At 63.7% G+C, this 17,296-nt stretch carries 17 protein-coding genes; 12 read left to right on the forward strand and 5 right to left on the reverse strand.

Annotated elements, in window-relative coordinates; translation table 11 throughout:
* Positions 1-58: 58 nt before the first annotated feature.
* Together AHA_RS20110 and AHA_RS20115 are read left to right on the forward strand one after the other, a co-directional pair.
* Positions 59-973: a LysR family transcriptional regulator gene (locus tag AHA_RS20110; protein WP_011707662.1), complete on the forward strand. Its 915-nt coding sequence runs from the start codon at positions 59-61 to the stop codon at positions 971-973.
* Between the two features lie 451 nt (positions 974-1,424).
* Positions 1,425-2,189, forward strand: coding sequence for a helix-turn-helix domain-containing protein (locus tag AHA_RS20115; RefSeq protein WP_011707663.1), 765 nt, complete (start codon positions 1,425-1,427; stop codon positions 2,187-2,189).
* A 66-nt stretch (positions 2,190-2,255) separates the two neighbouring features.
* Here the strand turns inward: AHA_RS20115 and AHA_RS20120 are convergent, their stop codons facing one another.
* Complete coding sequence (locus AHA_RS20120; RefSeq protein WP_011707664.1) at positions 2,256-3,062, reverse strand: UTRA domain-containing protein; 807 nt, start codon at positions 3,060-3,062, stop codon at positions 2,256-2,258.
* 227 nt (positions 3,063-3,289) lie between these two features.
* On the opposite strand from AHA_RS20120, the gene AHA_RS20125 reads away from it, so the two are divergent.
* Genes AHA_RS20125 through AHA_RS20150 form a run of 6 tightly spaced genes read left to right on the forward strand, consistent with a single transcriptional unit; the run spans position 3,290 to position 8,561 of the window.
* Positions 3,290-4,336 carry an ABC transporter substrate-binding protein gene (locus AHA_RS20125; RefSeq protein ID WP_115586427.1) on the forward strand — a complete coding sequence of 349 codons (1,047 nt, stop codon included), beginning with the start codon at positions 3,290-3,292 and terminating at the stop codon, positions 4,334-4,336.
* 10 nt (positions 4,337-4,346) lie between these two features.
* Complete coding sequence (locus AHA_RS20130; RefSeq protein ID WP_077392323.1) at positions 4,347-5,180, forward strand: alkaline phosphatase family protein; 834 nt, start codon at positions 4,347-4,349, stop codon at positions 5,178-5,180.
* Positions 5,180-6,079 carry an ABC transporter permease gene (locus tag AHA_RS20135; RefSeq protein ID WP_011707667.1) on the forward strand — a complete coding sequence of 300 codons (900 nt, stop codon included), beginning with the start codon at positions 5,180-5,182 and terminating at the stop codon, positions 6,077-6,079. Before AHA_RS20130 ends, AHA_RS20135 begins: the two co-directional genes overlap by 1 nt.
* Positions 6,072-6,848, forward strand: coding sequence for an ABC transporter permease (locus AHA_RS20140; protein WP_011707668.1), 777 nt, complete (start codon positions 6,072-6,074; stop codon positions 6,846-6,848). The genes AHA_RS20135 and AHA_RS20140 overlap by 8 nt, the downstream gene beginning before the upstream one ends.
* A 6-nt stretch (positions 6,849-6,854) precedes the next feature.
* Positions 6,855-7,862 (forward strand): ABC transporter ATP-binding protein, encoded by a 1,008-nt coding sequence (locus AHA_RS20145; protein WP_011707669.1) that lies wholly within the window; start codon positions 6,855-6,857, stop codon positions 7,860-7,862.
* A 39-nt stretch (positions 7,863-7,901) separates the two neighbouring features.
* Positions 7,902-8,561: an HAD family hydrolase gene (locus AHA_RS20150; protein WP_011707670.1), complete on the forward strand. Its 660-nt coding sequence runs from the start codon at positions 7,902-7,904 to the stop codon at positions 8,559-8,561.
* A gap of 15 nt (positions 8,562-8,576) precedes the next feature.
* On the opposite strand, the gene AHA_RS20155 is transcribed toward AHA_RS20150, so the two are convergent.
* Entirely contained in the window at positions 8,577-10,187 is a 1,611-nt protein-coding gene (locus tag AHA_RS20155; protein ID WP_011707671.1) for a sensor domain-containing diguanylate cyclase, read from the reverse strand.
* 109 nt (positions 10,188-10,296) lie between these two features.
* Between AHA_RS20155 and AHA_RS20160 the strand changes: the two genes are divergently transcribed.
* Together AHA_RS20160 and AHA_RS20165 are read left to right on the forward strand one after the other, a co-directional pair.
* A complete protein-coding gene (locus tag AHA_RS20160) occupies positions 10,297-10,737 on the forward strand; it encodes a DUF2214 family protein (protein WP_011707672.1) in 441 nt (146 codons plus the stop codon).
* Positions 10,738-10,884: 147 nt separating this feature from the next.
* The gene (locus tag AHA_RS20165; protein ID WP_011707673.1) at positions 10,885-11,784 is read left to right on the forward strand and encodes a DMT family transporter; all 900 of its coding nucleotides are present in this window, start codon (positions 10,885-10,887) and stop codon (positions 11,782-11,784) included.
* Positions 11,785-11,976: 192 nt separating this feature from the next.
* On the opposite strand, the gene AHA_RS20170 is transcribed toward AHA_RS20165, so the two are convergent.
* The gene (locus tag AHA_RS20170; protein WP_011707674.1) at positions 11,977-12,834 is read right to left on the reverse strand and encodes an AraC family transcriptional regulator; all 858 of its coding nucleotides are present in this window, start codon (positions 12,832-12,834) and stop codon (positions 11,977-11,979) included.
* Entirely contained in the window at positions 12,831-13,316 is a 486-nt protein-coding gene (locus tag AHA_RS20175; protein ID WP_011707675.1) for a GNAT family N-acetyltransferase, read from the reverse strand. Before AHA_RS20175 ends, AHA_RS20170 begins: the two co-directional genes overlap by 4 nt.
* A gap of 163 nt (positions 13,317-13,479) precedes the next feature.
* On the opposite strand from AHA_RS20175, the gene AHA_RS20180 reads away from it, so the two are divergent.
* Complete coding sequence (locus AHA_RS20180; protein WP_011707676.1) at positions 13,480-14,928, forward strand: catalase; 1,449 nt, start codon at positions 13,480-13,482, stop codon at positions 14,926-14,928.
* 470 nt (positions 14,929-15,398) lie between these two features.
* Here the strand turns inward: AHA_RS20180 and AHA_RS20185 are convergent, their stop codons facing one another.
* Positions 15,399-15,725, reverse strand: a complete 327-nt coding sequence (locus tag AHA_RS20185; protein WP_011707677.1) for a YnjH family protein — start codon at positions 15,723-15,725, stop codon at positions 15,399-15,401.
* A gap of 215 nt (positions 15,726-15,940) precedes the next feature.
* Here AHA_RS20185 and AHA_RS20190 point away from each other — a divergent pair, with 215 nt between their 5' ends.
* A complete protein-coding gene (locus AHA_RS20190; RefSeq protein ID WP_011707678.1) occupies positions 15,941-17,179 on the forward strand; it encodes a hypothetical protein in 1,239 nt (412 codons plus the stop codon).
* Positions 17,180-17,296: the final 117 nt, after the last annotated feature.

The raw sequence follows: 17,296 nt of genomic DNA on the forward strand, positions 1-17,296 counted from the left end.
GCCTAACTTGTTAGCGAGATAAACTGGCAAACATGTTCAAAAAAATTGAAGGCAATTTATGGCCAAGGAACTGAACAAGGAACGGGCGCTGACCCTGGAAGCCATCCGGGTGCTGGATGCCATCGACCGCCGTGGCAGCTTCGCGGCGGCAGCCGACGAACTGGGCAAGGTGCCCTCGGCCCTGAGCTACACGGTGCAGAAGCTGGAAGACGAACTGGACGCCATGCTGTTCGACCGCAGCGGCCACAGAACCAAGTTCACCCCGGCGGGCCGCATGCTGCTGGAGCGGGGTCGGGTTCTGCTGGAGGCGGCCGAGCACCTGGTGGGCGAGACCCGGGCGCTGGCCCGCGGCTGGGAGACCGACATCACCATCGCCGTCGATGCACTGGTGCCGCTGCAGGCCCTCTACCCGCTGGTGGAGCGGCTGGCCGAGCTGACCGATACCCGACTCAGGCTGCGGGCCGAAGTGCTGGCGGGCAGCTGGGAGTGTCTGGAAGATGGCCGGGCCGACCTGCTCATCTCCTCCCTCAATCCCGACATCATGATGACCGGTATCAAGCATCAGCCGCTGCAGGAGGAGGTGATGCTCTACGTCGCCCACCCCGATCACCCCCTGCATCAGGAGCCCGAGCCCCTGGCGGACGATACCCTGCGCCGCTACCGGGCCATCGCGGTGGCCGACACGGCGCTACGCAAGCCGGTGCTCACCTATCGCCTGCTCGACAAGCAGCCGCGGCTGACCGTCAGCACCATGGGCGAGAAGCGCGACGCCCTGCTGGCGGGGATCGGGGTCGGCACCATGCCGCTGAGCTGGATTGAAGAGGACATCAGGGCCGGACGGCTCAAGGTGATCAGCCCCGAGTATCGCCACCAGATCCAGGTCGTGCTGGCCTGGCGGCGCGACACCATGGGCAAGGCCAAGAGCTGGCTTATTCGGGAGATCCCCAAGCTGTTTCCCTGCAAGGGGGAGTAAGACGGGCGGCAACATAAGAGGGGGCGCAAGCAGCGACAGAGAACTGCCGGTGCCCCGCCGCTTGACGGCGGGCGCAAATTCGGAGAAAAGAAAAAAGCGGCCCTCTTGCGAGTTCCGCTCAATGCCAGGAAAGAATAAAAACCTTGCGGTTTAAAAAACCCTTAAATTGGAAGCAAACAATCGATTTCTCAACCAGGAAGGTCTTGAATCCGATTCGTGTTGAATTATGCGCGATGTTTTATGCGCCACCAGCAAAATGTTGAATGGTTGAAGGATATGCACCGCAGAGTATCACTATCTGCAACCTTCCACTCAGACTGGTCTGGCCATTTCCATCGATTACGCCGGGTTTGTTTCCTCTGGTTTTTTTAAGTGTCAGTATCTGAGCCCATAACGACAAAAGAACTCAGTTTCTGACACAACATAAAGATGCAGATAAAGGAATAGTTGCATGACCTACAGCCAGACCCTGGCCAACAATATTCTCGACACCCTGAAGAAGACCCTGACCGACAAGGGGATCCGCTATCAGACCCTGGCAGAAGCCATGGGCGTCTCCATCGCCACCGTCAAACGGATGATGAACAAGCCCTCCCTGCCGTTCGATACCCTGCTGGAGATCTGCCACCTGGTGGGGCTGTCGTTCGAGGAGCTGCTGGACCGCACCCAGGACGCCCAGAGCCGCCGCGCCGTCTTCACCCAGGAGCAGGACGAGGCATTCCACAAGGAGCCCGGTCTCTACGCCTTTCTCGCCAACATCTTCTGGCGCGACAAGACGTTAATCGATCTCAAGCGGGAGTACGGCCTGACCGATGCCTCCTGCTACCTCTATCTGCGCAAGCTGGAGAAGCTCGGCATCCTGCAGCTCGGCATCGACAACAGCTACCACTTCCTCATCAGCGAGCGGATCAGCTTCGAGCAGCACAGCCGCTTCGCCCGCCAGCAGGCGCGCCAGGCCATGTCCGTGCTGGGGGACTATCTGGTGGAGAACATGCACAAGTCCAACAACTACATGGCACTGTGCCAGCTCCATCTGGACGAGAGCGAGGCGATGGCGCTGATCGAGCGGATGAAGGAGTACTGGCACCAGGAGCTCAAGCTCAACCGCCCCGCCATCGGCCAGCGCGAGGGCAGCAAGACCTACACCATGTCGCTGCAGCTGGCCGACTGCGGCTACCAGAGCTTCGACGACCTGATCCCCAATATCGACAACTGATCCCGGCGGATCCTGCGGGATCCGCCTCCCTTTCCACACCGGCATGGCCCGCCAGAGCGGGCCGGATCATCCCTGATCCGCGAGCTGGATCTGCGCCGGCCTGTCGAATGCAGGCGGCTGCAATGCTCGCGTATCGAGACAGATGCGGATCGCATCCGGTCGCCAGTGCTCGATATCGCAATCCACCAGCGCTCCCCGCTGGTCATAGTTGACCCGCACCAGCCGCAGCACGGCGCTCCCTTCCGCCAGATTGAGGGCGCGGGCGATGGCGCCCCGCGCCGCCGAGGGGGTGATCTCGAGACTCGCCCCACCCTGGCCTATGCCATAGCGCTGCTGATAGAGCTCGGTGAGGGAGCTGGCCAGCGGCGCGCTGGCGATATCGGGAAAGCGGCTGGCCAGCAGGTGGTGGCTGACGTGGAGCACCGGCCGACCGTCGATGAGACGCAGGCGGCGGATTTCATACAGCGGGGTAAAAGGATCCAGCCCCATCCAGCGGCACAGCTCGCTGCTGGCCAGCTCGCTACCGTGGGCCAACACTCGGGTTTCGGCGGTGCGCTGCTGCTCGCCGATCCACTGGTGAAAGTGGGTGTGGATGGCGGGATCGTAGGTGAGGCGAGGCGGCGCCACGAACCAGCCGCGCCGCTCGGCCCGGTAGATGAGGCCATCCGCCTCGAGGCTCGAGAGCGCCTCCTTGATGGTGATGCGGGTGGTGGCGAAGCGCTCGCTCAGGGCCCGCTCAGCGGGCAACTGCTGCCCCGCCGCCAGCTGGCCGCTGCCGATATAGCGGCGCAGGGTCTGGCAAATCTGTTCACACTTGGAGGCGCGGCCATCGGCCGCGACCCGCTCGCTCAATCTCGATTCAATCACGCTCATGTCCCTGTCGCTCATCCTGACTGCGGCGGCTGGCTTAGCCCTTGTTGGTTCAGCCCTTGCTGGAGTAGTCCAGCTTCACTTGGGTTCAGAGTTGTAACCGCTGTGGATGACAGCGCCATGACAGGGCGATTGTCATCAAACTGCCATCAAAGCGCCCCGCCACCGTCATATTTCCCCTCTAGCATCCCTCTCGAACCTTAACTGACCTAGTCCAGAGGGATGGGATGATGAAAAGCGTGATCGCAAGTGCACTGGCCCTGGTGGCCATCAGTCAGCCACTGTTTGCCGCCGAGAACATCGCGGATCTCGAGAAAGCCGCTCGCGGTGAAGGGCAGCTCAGCAGCATCGGCATGCCCGACAGCTGGGCCAACTGGAAGGATACCTGGCAGCAGCTCGGCAGCATCTACGGCATCAAGCATCAGGATACCGACATGAGCTCGGCGCAGGAGATCGCCAAGTTCGCCGCCGAGAAGGCCAATGCCACCGCCGACATCGGCGACGTGGGCGGCGCCTTCGGCCCGGTGGCGGTCAAACAGGGGGTCACCCAGCCCTACAAACCCTCCACCTGGGCCGACATTCCCAACTGGGCCAAGGATGCGGACGGTCACTGGATGCTGGCCTATACCGGCACCATCGCCTTCCTGATCAACAAGGATCTCGTCAAGGCCACCCCCACCAGCTGGCAGTCCCTGCTGGGTGGCGACTACAAGGTGACCCTGGGTGACGTCGGTGTTGCCTCCCAGGCCAACAACGGCGTGCTGGCGGCGGCCTATGCCACTGGTGGCAGCGAGAAGAACCTCAAACCCGCGCTGGAGCTGTTCGGTCAGCTGGCCAAGCAGGGTCGCCTGTCGCTGAACGACCCGACCATCGCCAACATCGAGAAGGGCGAGGTGGAAGTGGGGGTGCTGTGGGACTTCAACGCGCTGAACTACCGCGACCAGATCGACCCCAAGAAGTTTGAGGTGGTGATCCCGAGCGACGGCTCCGTCATCGCCGGTTACACCACCATCATCAACAAGTGGGCCAAGAACCCCAACGCCGCCAAGCTGGCGCGGGAATACATCCTCTCCGACGCCGGCCAGATCAACCTGGCGCGCGGCTACGCCCGCCCGATCCGCAGCAACGTGACCCTGCCGGACGACGTCAAGGCCAAGCTGCTGCCGGCCGAGCAGTACGCCAATGCCAAGCCGGTACAGGATCACGCCGCCTGGGAGCAGAGCTTCAAGGCCCTGCCGCGCCAGTGGCAGGAAACCGTCATGATCAACATGCAATAAGGAGCGGCCAGTGCAACACAAGGTGATAGTGGTACTTGTGGATGGCCTCTCTGCCGAGGTAGCCCATTGCATGGGCTACCTCGCGGGCATGGTGGAGGCGGAGCGCGGCCTCTATACGACCCTCAGCTGCGCCCTGCCCTCCCTCTCCCGGCCCCTCTACGAGTGCATCCTGACCGGGTCGACGCCAGTGGAGAGCGGCATCACCCACAACGGGGTGAGCCGTCTCAGCCGGCAGGAGTCCATCTTCCATCTGGCCCGGGCGGGCGGCAAACGCACCGCAGCAGCGGCCTACCACTGGGTGAGCGAGCTCTACAACCAGAGCCCCTGGCAAGCGGCCCGCGATCGCTTCACCCATGACGAGCGGCTGCCGATCCAGCACGGCTGCTTCTACTGGGATGACAACTACCCCGACAGCCATCTGCTGATGGACGGCGAGTGGCTGCGCAGCCAGTACGACCCCGATTTTCTGCTGATCCACCCGATGGGGGTGGATGATGCCGGCCACCAGTTTGGTCTCGATTCCCGCCAGTACCGCAATCAGGCGCGCCGGATGGACAGCCTGCTGGCCGACCTGCTGCCCCAGTGGCTGGCGGAGGGGTATCAGGTAGTGATCACCTCGGATCACGGCATGAACAACGACCTGAGCCACGGCGGTACCCTGGCCGAGGAGCGCCGGGTACCGCTCTGGCTGTTTGGCGATGCGTTTGTGGCCCAGTGGCCCGCCGGCCCCGCCATACAGCAGACCCAGCTCTGTGCCCTGATGGCAGACCTGCTGGGGGTGACTCACGACAAGCCGAGCGGCCCGCCGCTGCTCAAGGCCGGCAACCTGCCGGAGGTGCACTGATGATGCCCGCCACCACCGAGATCCTGGCGGATCAACCCATGGCAACCAAGCACAAGGTGCGCCGCCACTGGCTGCCGGCCCTGGTGCTGCTGCCGTTTGTCCTCTTGATGATCCTGTTCCAGCTCGCCCCCATGGTGTGGGTGCTGGTGGGCAGTTTTCAGACCCCGGATGGCTGGGGCCTCGACTACTACCGGGAGATCCTGAGCTCCCCCTTCTACCTGCAATCGTTCGGCAACTCCTTGCGCATCGCCGGTATCGCCAGTCTGGCGGGGCTTGCCATCGGCACGCTCGGGGCGGCCGCACTGCGCCACAGCGGCGAGCGGGTCAAACGGGTGCTGCTGGCCTTCGTCACCATGACCGGCAACTTCAGCGGCGTGCCGCTGGCGTTCGCCTTCATCATCATTCTTGGCATCAACGGTGCGGTCACTCTGCTGCTGAAATCCTGGGGCCTCATCGACGGCTTCAACCTCTACTCGGGTAGCGGCCTCATCCTCATCTACACCTACTTCCAGATCCCGCTCGCGTTGCTGCTGCTCTACCCGGCCTTCGATGCGCTGCAGGATGAGTGGCCGCAGGCCGCCGCACTGCTCGGCGCGAGCAAGGGGCAGTATGTGTGGCACGTGGCGCTGCCGATGCTGACGCCTGCGCTGCTCGGCACCCTGATCATCCTGTTTGCCAACGCGGTGGGGGCCTATGCCTCCGCCTATGCCCTCACCACAGGTAACTTCAATCTGGTGACCATCCGGGTGGCCAGTCTGGTCTCCGGCGACATCTTCCTCGAACCCAATATGGCGGCGGCGCTGGCGGTGATCCTGATGGTGCTGCTGGGGGTAGTGACGGCCGCCAACCAGTGGCTGCTGAAAAAAAGCTATGTGAACAAGGGGCAATCCCATGCATGATTTGACGCCGCGCTGGCCCAAGTGGGTGCTGGGTGGGCTGGTCGCCACCCTGCTGTTGCCGCTGCTGGCCACGTTTCTCTACTCCCTCTCCACCCGCTGGGGGGCGACCCTGCTGCCGGACGGCTTTACCCTCGACTGGTACCTCAAACTGTGGGGTGACCCGCGCTTTCTGGCGGCGTTTGGCCGCAGCCTCTTGGTCTGCTTTGCTACCCTGCTGCTGGGGACCCTGGTGCTGGTGCCCACCGTGCTGGTGGTGGCCTACTACTTCCCCAGGCTGGATCCCTGGATGAACCTGCTGATCCTGCTCCCCTTCGCGGTGCCGCCCGTGGTCTCCTCGGTCGGGTTGCTGCAGATCTACGCCGACGGCGTTCTGCCGATTATCGGCACGCCGTGGATCCTGATCGGCACCTGGTTCACCGTGGTGCTCCCCTTTATGTACCGGGCGCTGGCCAACAGTTTGCAGGGGGTGCCGCTGAAAGATCTGATGGATGCCGCCCATCTGCTGGGGGCAAGCAGTCGGCGCGCCTTCCTGCTGGTGGTGATCCCCTGTCTGCGCAAGGGGCTGCTGGCGGCGCTGTTTCTCTCGCTCTCCTTCCTGCTCGGCGAGTTCGTGTTTGCCAACATGCTGGTGGGCACCCGTTACGAAACCCTGCAGGTCTACCTCTACAACATGCGTTCGACTTCGGGCCACTTCACCAGCGCGCTGGTGATGAGCTACTTCCTGCTGACCCTGCTGCTCACCTGGGCAGCGAACAGATTTCATCGGTGAATCAACATGTTCCATCTAGAAGTGAATCAACTGCACAAATCCTATGGCGACACCAGAGTGTTCGAGGGGATTGAATTCGGCATCCGAAAGGGGGAGCTGGTGACACTGCTCGGCCCCTCCGGCTGCGGCAAGTCCACCCTGCTGCGGGCGCTGGCCGGGCTCACCCCGGTGGATGGCGGTCAGGTGCGGGTAGCCGGTGAAGATATTACCTGGCAGGAGCCCCAGAAGCGGGGCATCGGCATGGTGTTCCAGAGCTATGCGCTGTTCCCCAACATGACGGTGCGGGACAACGTCGCCTTCGGTCTCAAGATGAAGCCCCAGCCGGGGCGGGATCTCGCCGCCAGCGTGCAGGAGGCGCTGGCGCTGGTGGAGCTGACCGGCTTCGAGCGCCGCTATCCGAGCGAACTCTCCGGCGGCCAGCGTCAGCGCGTCGCCCTGGCCCGGGCTCTGGTGGTGCAGCCGCGGATCCTGCTGCTGGACGAGCCGCTCTCGGCGCTGGATGCCCGCATCCGCCGCAGCTTGCGCCAGCAGATCCGCGAGATCCAGCAGCGCCTTGAGCTCACCACCATCTTCGTCACCCACGATCAGGAGGAGGCGCTGACCATGTCGGACCGGATCTTCCTGATGAACAAGGGATCCATCGTGCAGAGCGGCACGCCGGAGGAGATCTACACCCGCCCCGCCAGCGAGTTCGTGGCAAGCTTTATCGGCAACTACAACCTGCTCGATGGTGAGCAGGCCAGCTCCCTGTTCGGCCCCCGTTTTCAGGGCAAGCTGGCGCTGCGACCGGAGTCCCTCTCCCTGCTGCCGGCCGGTGCCCGCAGCGATGAACCTCACCTGCCGGGGGTTATCAGCGGGCAGCAGCTGCTCGGCAACGTGATCCGCTATCAGGTGAGCTGTGCGGCGGGCCTGCTGACGGTGGACTGCCTCAACCGCTCCGCCGGCGAGCTGCTGCCGGTGGGCAGCGCCGTGACCCTGGTGGTGGCCCGGGATCAGCTCTGTGAGGTAGCATGACACCGCATTTCATTTCCATTTTTACTGCGAGGAGCGCCCATGGCACTGGCACTGTTTGATCTGGACGAGACCCTGATTGCCGGGGATTCCGCCAGCCTCTGGCTGGCGTACATGGTGGCCGAGGAGCTGGCGCCGGCCAGCATGATCGCCGAGGAGCAGGCGATGATGTCCCTCTACCATCAGGGCAAGATGGACATGCACCAGTACATGGCCTTCACCCTGCAACCGCTGGCGGGCAAGACGCGCCAGTGGCTCGACTCGCTCTGCACCCGCTTTGCCGAGCAGGTGCTGCGCGATCGTATCTATCCGGAGGGGTTGGCACGCATCGAGTGGCACCGCCAGCGCGGTGACGAGCTGGTGCTCATCTCCGCCTCCGGCGAGCATCTGGTGGCTCCCATGGCGCAGATGCTGGGGATGGATCACTGCGTGGCCATCCTGCTCGACGAGGAAGCCGGCATGCTGACCGGCCAGACCCGCGGCACCCTCAGCTTTCGCGAGGGCAAGGTGGCCCGCATCAACCAGCTGTTTGCCGCCAGCACCAACCCCTGGCGGGAGAGTCACGGCTACAGCGATTCCCACAACGACCTGCCGCTGCTGCAGGCGGTAACCCACCCCCACGCGGTCAACCCGGCGCCCGGTCTGCGCCAGGTCGCCATCGAGCAGGCCTGGCCCACCCTCGATTGGCAGTTGGCCTCCTGAATGAAGAAGAGGCCCTCAGGCCTCTTCTTTGCTCAGCAGTGCATCGTCGGCAGGAGGCGCATCCTCCTGCCTCTTCGCCTCGGGCCTGCCCAGATAGATGCGGTTCTTGCCGTCGCGTTTGGCGCGGTACACCTCGGCATCGGCGATCTCCAGCAGCGTCTTGCCATCCATCCCCGCCTGACTGGCTACCAGCCCGCCGCTGAAGGTGATCCTGAGCTCGGGCTCGCGCCAGTCCAGTGACTCCACCCCCTTGCGGAACTGCTCCAGCAGCATCTGGCAGAAGTGGATGTCCGGGTTGACCAGCAGCACCACCAGCTCCTCGCCACCGTAGCGGCAGACCCAGCCGTGATCCCCCAGCAGCCGCATGCCCAGCTTGGACACCCGCTTGAGCACCACGTCCCCGGTCTGATGGCCGAAGGTGTCGTTGACCCGTTTGAAATCGTCCAGATCCACCATGGCCAGGCAGAACGGCTGATGCTCGAACAGCAGACGATTGACGCGTTCGTCGAAGAAGCGGCGGTTGTAGAGGCCGGTCAGCTTGTCGAGGTTGGCCTGCTGGCGCGCCTCGTAATAATCCTTGCTCACCTCCGCCAGCTCGGCATAGACGTGTCTGAGCTCGCGCATCCCCCCCTGCGGCACGTCATCGGGCTGCATCCGGCTCGCCCGGATCATGCTGGAGATCTCGTCGAGCATGCGGCGAAAATAGCGGGACCAGACCAGCGCCAGCATCACGTAGAGCACGCAGGCCAGCGCCACCATCAGCTGCACGTTGAGGGAGACCCGCTCCACCACCGCCATCACGCTGGCCACCGGCTGCACACTGATCAGTACCCAGTTGCGCTCGGTCAGCTTGCTGTAGGCCACGAACTGGCTGGATGCCTTGTCCAGAAAGATGCCATCCTCCTGGCTGAAGCGGGAAAGCCACTCGGGATGGGCCATGGGTTTGAGCAGTTGCGCGGTGTCAGGATGTGCCAGCACCTTGCCGGACTGGTTGACGACCATCTGGTAGCCGTCCCCCAGCTGGCGATTCAGCTGGGCGGAAAAGGGGGCCAGGATGGCATCCATCGCAAACACCCCGCGTACCTTGCCCTCCTTGTCGGTCAGGGCCCGCGCCAGGGCGATCACCAGATTGCCGTTGGTATAGTCGTAATAGGGCTCGGTCCAGACCATCTTGCCCACGTGCTGGCTGGCCAGCTGATACCAGGGGCGAACCCTGGGATCGAAGTTGGCATCCGCCTGCCAGGCGGGGTAGATCAGCATCTGCCGTTCGGCAGTGCCGATGTAGATGTAGACCAGATCGGCCATGACCCCCTTGTAGAGCTGCCACTCCTTCAGATAGGTCTCGGTGTTGTGCAGACGGGGGCCGCTGATGTCAGCCACCTGCACCTGGTCGTAGATGAGGGTGAACTGGCGTTCCATCTCGTGCAGATAGGGTTCGATGAAGACGTGCCGCAGTTGGTGATTGGTGGCGAGCAGGCGCTGCTGCAGCTCGTTTTGCAGGCTGCGCTCCATGTGCAGGTAGTAGATACCCCCCAGCATCAATACCGGGATGAACAGCAGAAGCAGGCCCAGACGCATCCGGGCAACCAGAGACCAGGTTTTTTTGGAGACCGCTCGTTTATCCAATCCTGACTCCTGCTATTGCCAGACAACGCGTAGTGTCAGAATATCAGCAGCGCGAGATGGCGTCCAAAGGGAAGCTGACCATCTGCTCAACGAGAGGTAATCGACAAGGATGCTGAACCCGGATCTGTTGATGGCGCTGCACTACTGCGCCGTGATCACCCTGACCGGAGCGATCACCTCCGAATATTTTCTGTTCCGTCGCGGCATGTCCATCGAGCAGGTGCGCAAGCTGCTGCTGGCCGACGGCCTGGCGGCGCTGGCCCTGCTGCTCATCTTCATCACCGGGGTGTTGCAAGTGCTTGCCCACCCAGACGAGCCCTCCGTGCTGCTCGCCAATCCGGGCTACCGCACCAAGCTGCTGCTGTTCTGCGTGATGGCCATCAGCTTTGGCTACCCCAGCCGTCTCTTCTACCGTTGGCGCCGCTCCCTGCGCCAGGGGCGCGCCCCCATGGTCTCCATCCAGCAGCAGTTCTGGGTGATCTGGATCCTGCGCGGCAACCTGCTGCTGCTCGCCCTCATACCCCTGCTGGCCGGCATCGCCAACGGCTGAGCCGCACGAGCTGCGGCAAGGCCGTGGGATAACCGCTCACACAGCCAACCTCATCGAAGCTAAAGACAAATCCCCCCGCGCACGGTTATCTTGGAGGCTGGCGCTTTGCGGCACGGCCCTGCCCGTCCGTCTTTCAGGGATGAATCTATGCGTTCGAACATGATGTTATTGATGGCCGCCGCCATCTGGGGGCTGGGCTTCGTGGCCCAGCGACTCGGGATGGACCACATGGGGCCTTACACCTTCAACGGCCTGCGCTTTCTGCTGGGGGCCGCCTCCCTGCTGCCGCTACTGTGGTGGCTCAAGTCCCGCCAACCCAAGGCCCAGCCCGGTGATCGGCGTCTGCTGCTGACCGGCGGCCTCATCGCCGGTACCGTGCTGTTCAGCGCCGCCTCGCTGCAACAGGTGGGGCTGCTCTACACCACGGCAGCCAAGGCGGGTTTCATCACAGGTCTCTACATCATACTGGTGCCGGTGATCGGGCTCGCCCTGCGCCACAAGACGGGGGCCAACACCTGGGTTGGCGCCCTCATCGCCATGGCAGGGCTCTACTACCTCAGCGTCACCGAGGACTTCACCATCGGCTACGGCGACCTGCTGCAGGTGGTGGGCGCCCTGTTCTGGGCCGTACACCTGCTGGTGCTGGATCACTACTCGAGCCGGGTCGCCCCCATTCGCCTCGCTGGCGTTCAGTTCGTGGTGTGCGGTCTGCTCAGTCTGGGCACCGCGCTGGTCATCGAGACCCCCAGTCTGAGCGGCGCAGTGGCCGGCTGGCAGGCCCTGCTCTATGCCGGTCTGGTATCGGTCGGGGTGGGCTACACCCTGCAGGTGGTGGGTCAGCGCTGCGCCCATCCGGCCCATGCCGCCATCATCCTCAGCCTGGAGACGGTGTTCGCCGCCATCGGTGGCGTGCTGTTGCTGGGGGAAACCCTCGACGAGCGCGCCATGGTGGGCTGCGCCCTGATGCTGGCAGGCATGCTGATTTCCCAGATCCGCCTGCGCTGGTGGTGGAAATCCCGGCGGGACAAGGTGCCCAGCCAACCCTAGCTGAGTGGGCCAGCTTCGGCCTGTCGTCTGATGCTGGTCCATATGCCTGATCTCCCAGATCCGCCTGCGTTGGTGGTGGAAGTCCCGGCGGGACAAGGTGCCGAGCCAACCCTGATGTGGCAGGCATGCCGGAACGCCAGTGACCCCAAACAAAACGAGGCGCCCAGGGCGCCTCGTTTTATGGCCGTACGCCTAGCGCACGCTGGAGCAGAAGCTCACGTCGTCGCGCAGGGGATCATTGCTCACGCTGTGGTAGAGCTCGAAGCAGGGGCCGCTGCCGAACTCCAGCCCGGCCGCGACTATGTCACCCACATGCTCCTGCCAGCGCGGGCCGTACTGGTTGCGGTCGGTAATGAGGTAACGGGACTGGGCATAACGGCCAGCCGGAATGAGCTGGGTCTCCACCTCTCCCTCACCCCGGGTCTGAGGCGGCACAGTGATGCCGATGTCGGTGCGGCACTGGGCCGGCGGCGTCACCTCCGGGTTGTCGTGGTAGATGAAGATCCACTCCCCGCCCTCCAGCCTGCGCGCAGCGGCCCACTGGTGCAGGCGGCCACAGACGGCATCATAACCCTCGCCATAGGGACCGGTGACCCGGATATAGGCCAGGGTACGGGCGTCCATCTCGACAGTTTTCATGGTGTTGCTCCTTGCTGATGAGTGGCCTTCAGCATAAGGGGACGGTCCATCCCATGCGTGTCCATCCTTGCTCTCCAGGTGTCCATTCTTGCTCTTGTCACTGCGAAACGCGCCCGGTGTGCAGCCATAGTAGCGACGAAAGGCCTTGGCAAACGCCTGGGAGCTGCCTAGCCCCGCCCCCAGCGCGATGGCGGTGATGCTGGCATCGGTGTAGCAGAGCTGCCAGGCGGCCCGCTGCATGCGCAAGCGCCGGCACATCTCCCCCGGCGCCTCGCCCGCCACGGCGGTGAACACCCGGTGAAAATGGTAGAGCGAGAGGCAGGCCCGCTCCGCCAGCGCCTCGATGGAGAGATCCGGATCCTGCTCCAGCGCCCGCAGCACCGGGATGAGCCGGCGGCGGTAGTCGATCATGGCCGGACCCTCGCCATGTAGAGGGCATCCACGTACTCACCCTGACGGAAGGCGTAGCCACGGGCCAGCCCCTCCTCGACGAAGCCGAACTTGCGATAGAGCGCCAGCGCCCCCTGATTGTCGGTGTAGACGGTGAGCTCGACGCGTTGCAGGTTGAGCCAGTTGTCGGCCATCTCCAGCGCGGCCCTCAGCAGGGCGGAGCCAACCCCCTTGCCGGCCCAGTCATCCCGTACCCCCATGCCTATACAGGCCACGTGCTTGCGCCTGGGATTGGGCTCCATATGCAGCGAGAGCTGGCCCACCAGCAGGCCGTCGACCTCGGCCACCAGCGCCACCACGCTGCCGCTCTCCAGCCGCTTCTGCCAGACGCCCAGGGTGGGATAGGGCAGTTGCAGGGTGCCCGCCTGAGCGTTGGGCATGGCATAGAGATCCCGCAAGGCGGGGGCATCGGCCGGTTCGGCGTGACGAATGGTGATCTGCATCTGAGGCTCCTTCTCGAAAACCTCATCATGCAGCATCAGAAGGGTCCGGTCATCCCCCCAGCCCCACCCATTTGTGATGCCTATCAAAGGGCGAGGGAGGGCCCATTGGTTCCCTGGTTTTTCCTTGTTATAGACTCAAGGCTCACCAACAAGGAGAAGCACCATGAACGACAAGACCCTGCACAGTGCCAATGGCGCCCCCGTTGTCGACAACAACAACAGCCTCACCGCCGGCCCCCGCGGCCCGGTGCTGATGCAAGACATCTGGTTGATGGAAAAGTTGGCTCACTTCGATCGGGAACGGATCCCGGAGCGGGTGGTTCACGCTAAAGGCTCGGGCGCCTACGGCACCTTTACCGTGACCCATGACATCAGCGCCTTCAGCAAGGCCGACCTGTTCAATGCTGTCGGCAAGCAGACCCCGGTGTTCCTGCGCTTCTCCACCGTGGCCGGTGAGAAGGGCGCCGCCGACGCCGAGCGCGACGTACGCGGCTTCGCCCTCAAGTTCTACACCGAGCAGGGCAACTGGGATCTGGTGGGCAACAACACCCCGGTGTTCTTCATTCGCGATCCGCTGAAGTTCCCCGACTTCATCCACACCCAGAAGCGGGATCCGCGCACCAACCTGCGCAGCGCCACCGCCGCCTGGGACTTCTGGTCCCGCCATCCCGAGTCCCTGCATCAAGTCACCATACTGTTCAGCGATCGCGGCATCCCCAAGAGCCTGCGGGAGATGAACGGCTACGGCAGCCACACCTTCAGCTTCATCAACGACGCCAACGAGCGCTTCTGGGTCAAGTTCCACTTCAAGACCGAGCAGGGCCACAGCTTCTACACCGATGAAGAGGCCGCCACCGCCGTCGGCCAGGATCGGGAGACCAGTCAGGCCGATCTGTTCAACGCCATCGAACGGGGCGACTTCCCGCGCTGGAAGGTCTATGTGCAGGTGATGCCGGAGGCAGAAGCCCAGACCTACCAGATCCACCCGTTCGACCTCACCAAGGTGTGGCCGCACAGCGACTACCCGCTGATCCCGGTCGGCGTGCTGGAGCTCAACCAGAACCCGGACAACTACTTCGCCCACGTGGAGCAGGCCGCCTTCACCCCGGCCAACGTGGTGCCCGGCATCGGCTTCTCGCCGGATCGCATGCTGCAGGGGCGGCTGTTCTCCTACGGTGACACCCAGCGCTATCGCCTCGGCGTCAACCACGGCCTGCTGCCGGTCAATGCCCCGCGCTGCCCGTTCCACCACGGTGCCCACCGCGACGGCGCCATGCGGGCCGACAGCAACGGCGGCGCCAGCCCCAACTACCAGCCGAACCGCTTCGGCACCCAGCAGCCGAGCGAGCAGCACGAGCCGGCGCTGAGTCTGGAAGGGGCCGCCCTGCACTACGATTTTCGCGACTACGACAGCGATTACTACAGCCAGCCGGGCAACCTGTTCCGCATCATGGACGAGGGGCAGCGCTCGCGCCTCGCCGCCAACCTGGCGCGCTCCCTCGTCAACGTGGAGGATGACGCCATCCTCGCGGCCCAGCTCAAGCACTTCGAGCAGGCCGACCCCGAGTACGCCAAGCGGGTCGAGCTGGCGCTGGCCGCTCTGCAGCGCTAAGTCGCAGGCAGCCAACATCTGCAAAAGCAAAACGGGGGCCTGTTGGCCCCCGTTCTCGTCATCACGGTATTGGATAGATAAAAACGGAGCCCAAGGCTCCGTTTTCACTGCTGCATCAATCCCGGACGCAGCACCCTCGCGCTCTTCCCGCTCCCTTGCCAACAGACGTTTGTACCACCCGTTACGGCAACCATGCTGTGCATAGGAAGAGTGTCACAGTGATCGTCTGCAGTGATGAATAAAAAACAGAGCCCAAGGCTCTGTTTTCACTGCTGTATCAATCCCGGACGGAACGCGCTTCGCGCTCTTCCCGCTCCCTTGCCAACAGGCGTTTGTACCACCAGCTACTGCGACGACGTTGTGCATTGGAAGAGCGACGAGCCATTTCTTAGGTTCCAGCCAAGAGAGGAAAAGAGCCGCATTATGCGATAGAGGTCACGTCCATGTCTTTAGCTGGATCAAGAAAAGCCTCACTGACCGACGCTGATAGTACCGCTCTTCGTCGCCTTCCCGGCCGCATCCGACGCCCTTTGCGGCTCTCGCCAGGCCAGTGGCCCGTTGCTCTCCTGCTCGTTTTGCGGGGCGCACTCCAGCCAGCTGTCGCCCTGCAGGATCCTGGCACCCAGCGAATATTTCTGATCCTGATACCAGCAGACTCGCTCCGGCAGCGAGCCCAGCGGCAGCACCAGTTCGGCTCCCACTTCCGCCCGCTTCGGCTCTGCCGCCACGCCAGTGCCGGTCGCACCGCCCAACAGCGCCAGCAACAGCCAGCCACCTACCCTCTTGCCCAGATACATGCTCTCTCTCCTTGCTCGATAGAAGGTTCAGGCGACCGGAAACGACACAAACTTGATTAATAAGCAGCGCCCTCGCTGGCATTCCCAAGCCAATATGATAGCCTGCCAGCGCCTGCTCATGCCCGTCAAAACAGGTGCAGGAAAACCCCGGTGGATTTGTCGGCTCTCGACGAATATAACCTTATTAATCAAATCGTTATTTGGATATTATCCCAATGCGTATCATGCCGTTGCTCCAGGCGGCCTGCCTGAGCCTGATGTTGTCCGCCTGCGTCGCCCCCCTGTTGATGATGAGCCCCACCAGCCAGCTGATGTGGGCCCTGCTCAAACCCCTGGTCGGCTTCGACCCCAATGAAGCCAACCTGTTTGAACAGCCGCTGATCAAGGACCGGATGACCAGCATCCTCGGCCCCAATTACGACAGCACCATGCAGTTGCTCAAGACCGCCAACGAGCTGCAGCAGGAGGGGCCGCTGTTCTACGTGGTCTCCCGCTACGCTCCCGTGCCGGACGTCGCCAAGCAGGCCGGCATGGTGTGGAACTCACAGACCAACCAGATGTCTGTCATGCTGCTCAAGGGGGACGGTACGCCCCAGGTATTTGGCGAGAACCTGGCGGCCGGCGCCCCGAGCTGGCCAACCGAGATGCAGAACTGGCAGACGCAGGGCAATCCGGCGACCAGCGCGCTCGCCGGCGCCACCAACAGTCTGACCGGCTCGGCGACCAAGAGCCTGACCGGCGCCGCCACCACCAGCTCGGTATTTGGCAGCGTGCTGGGTTCCCTGCAGCAGGGCGCCAGCAAGACCATGGCTGACACCACCAAGCAGGTCGTGAATGGCGCCGCTACCTCGGCCCAGCAACAGGCCGGCAAGGCGGCCAACAGTGCCACTGCTACCGTGCAGCAGCAAGCCACCAAGGCCGTCACCGAGCCAGCCAAGCAGGCGGCCAGCAGCACCACTGCCACCGTACAGCAGCAGGCCACCAAGGCCGTGGCCGAACCGGCCAAGCAGGCGGCCAGCAGTCCCACTGCCACCGTACAGCAGCAGGCCACCAAGGCCGTGACCGAACCGGCCAAACAGGCGGCCAGCAGTGCCACTGCCACCGTACAGCAGCAGGCCACCAAGGCCGTGACCGAACCGGCCAAACAGGCGGTCAGCAGCGCCACTGCCACCGTGCAGCAGCAGGCCACCAAGGCCATGACCGAACCGGCCAAGCAGATGGTCAGCAGCGCCACTGCCACCGTGCAGCAGCAGGCCACCAAGGCCGTGACCGAGCCCGCCAAGCAGGCGGCCAGCAGCGCCACTGCCACCGTGCAGCAACAAGCTGCCAAGGCCGTGGCCGAACCGGTCAAGCAGGCGGCCAGCAGCGCCACTGCCACCGCAACGGATGCGGCCGCCAAGGCCGAGGCCGCGCGCGCCGCTGCCGAAGCCGAGATGGAAGCCCTGCTCAAGTAAGCCCCTCACCAGGCCATCGCAAGATGGCCTGGTTGTTTTCCTCCCCCCTCGCTCCCCACCACAACCCCTCGCCATCCACGCTACCGGGCGCGGGAAATCATGAACTTCTCGACATAG

Source organism: Aeromonas hydrophila subsp. hydrophila ATCC 7966, assembly GCF_000014805.1.
GTDB lineage: Bacteria > Pseudomonadota > Gammaproteobacteria > Enterobacterales > Aeromonadaceae > Aeromonas > Aeromonas hydrophila.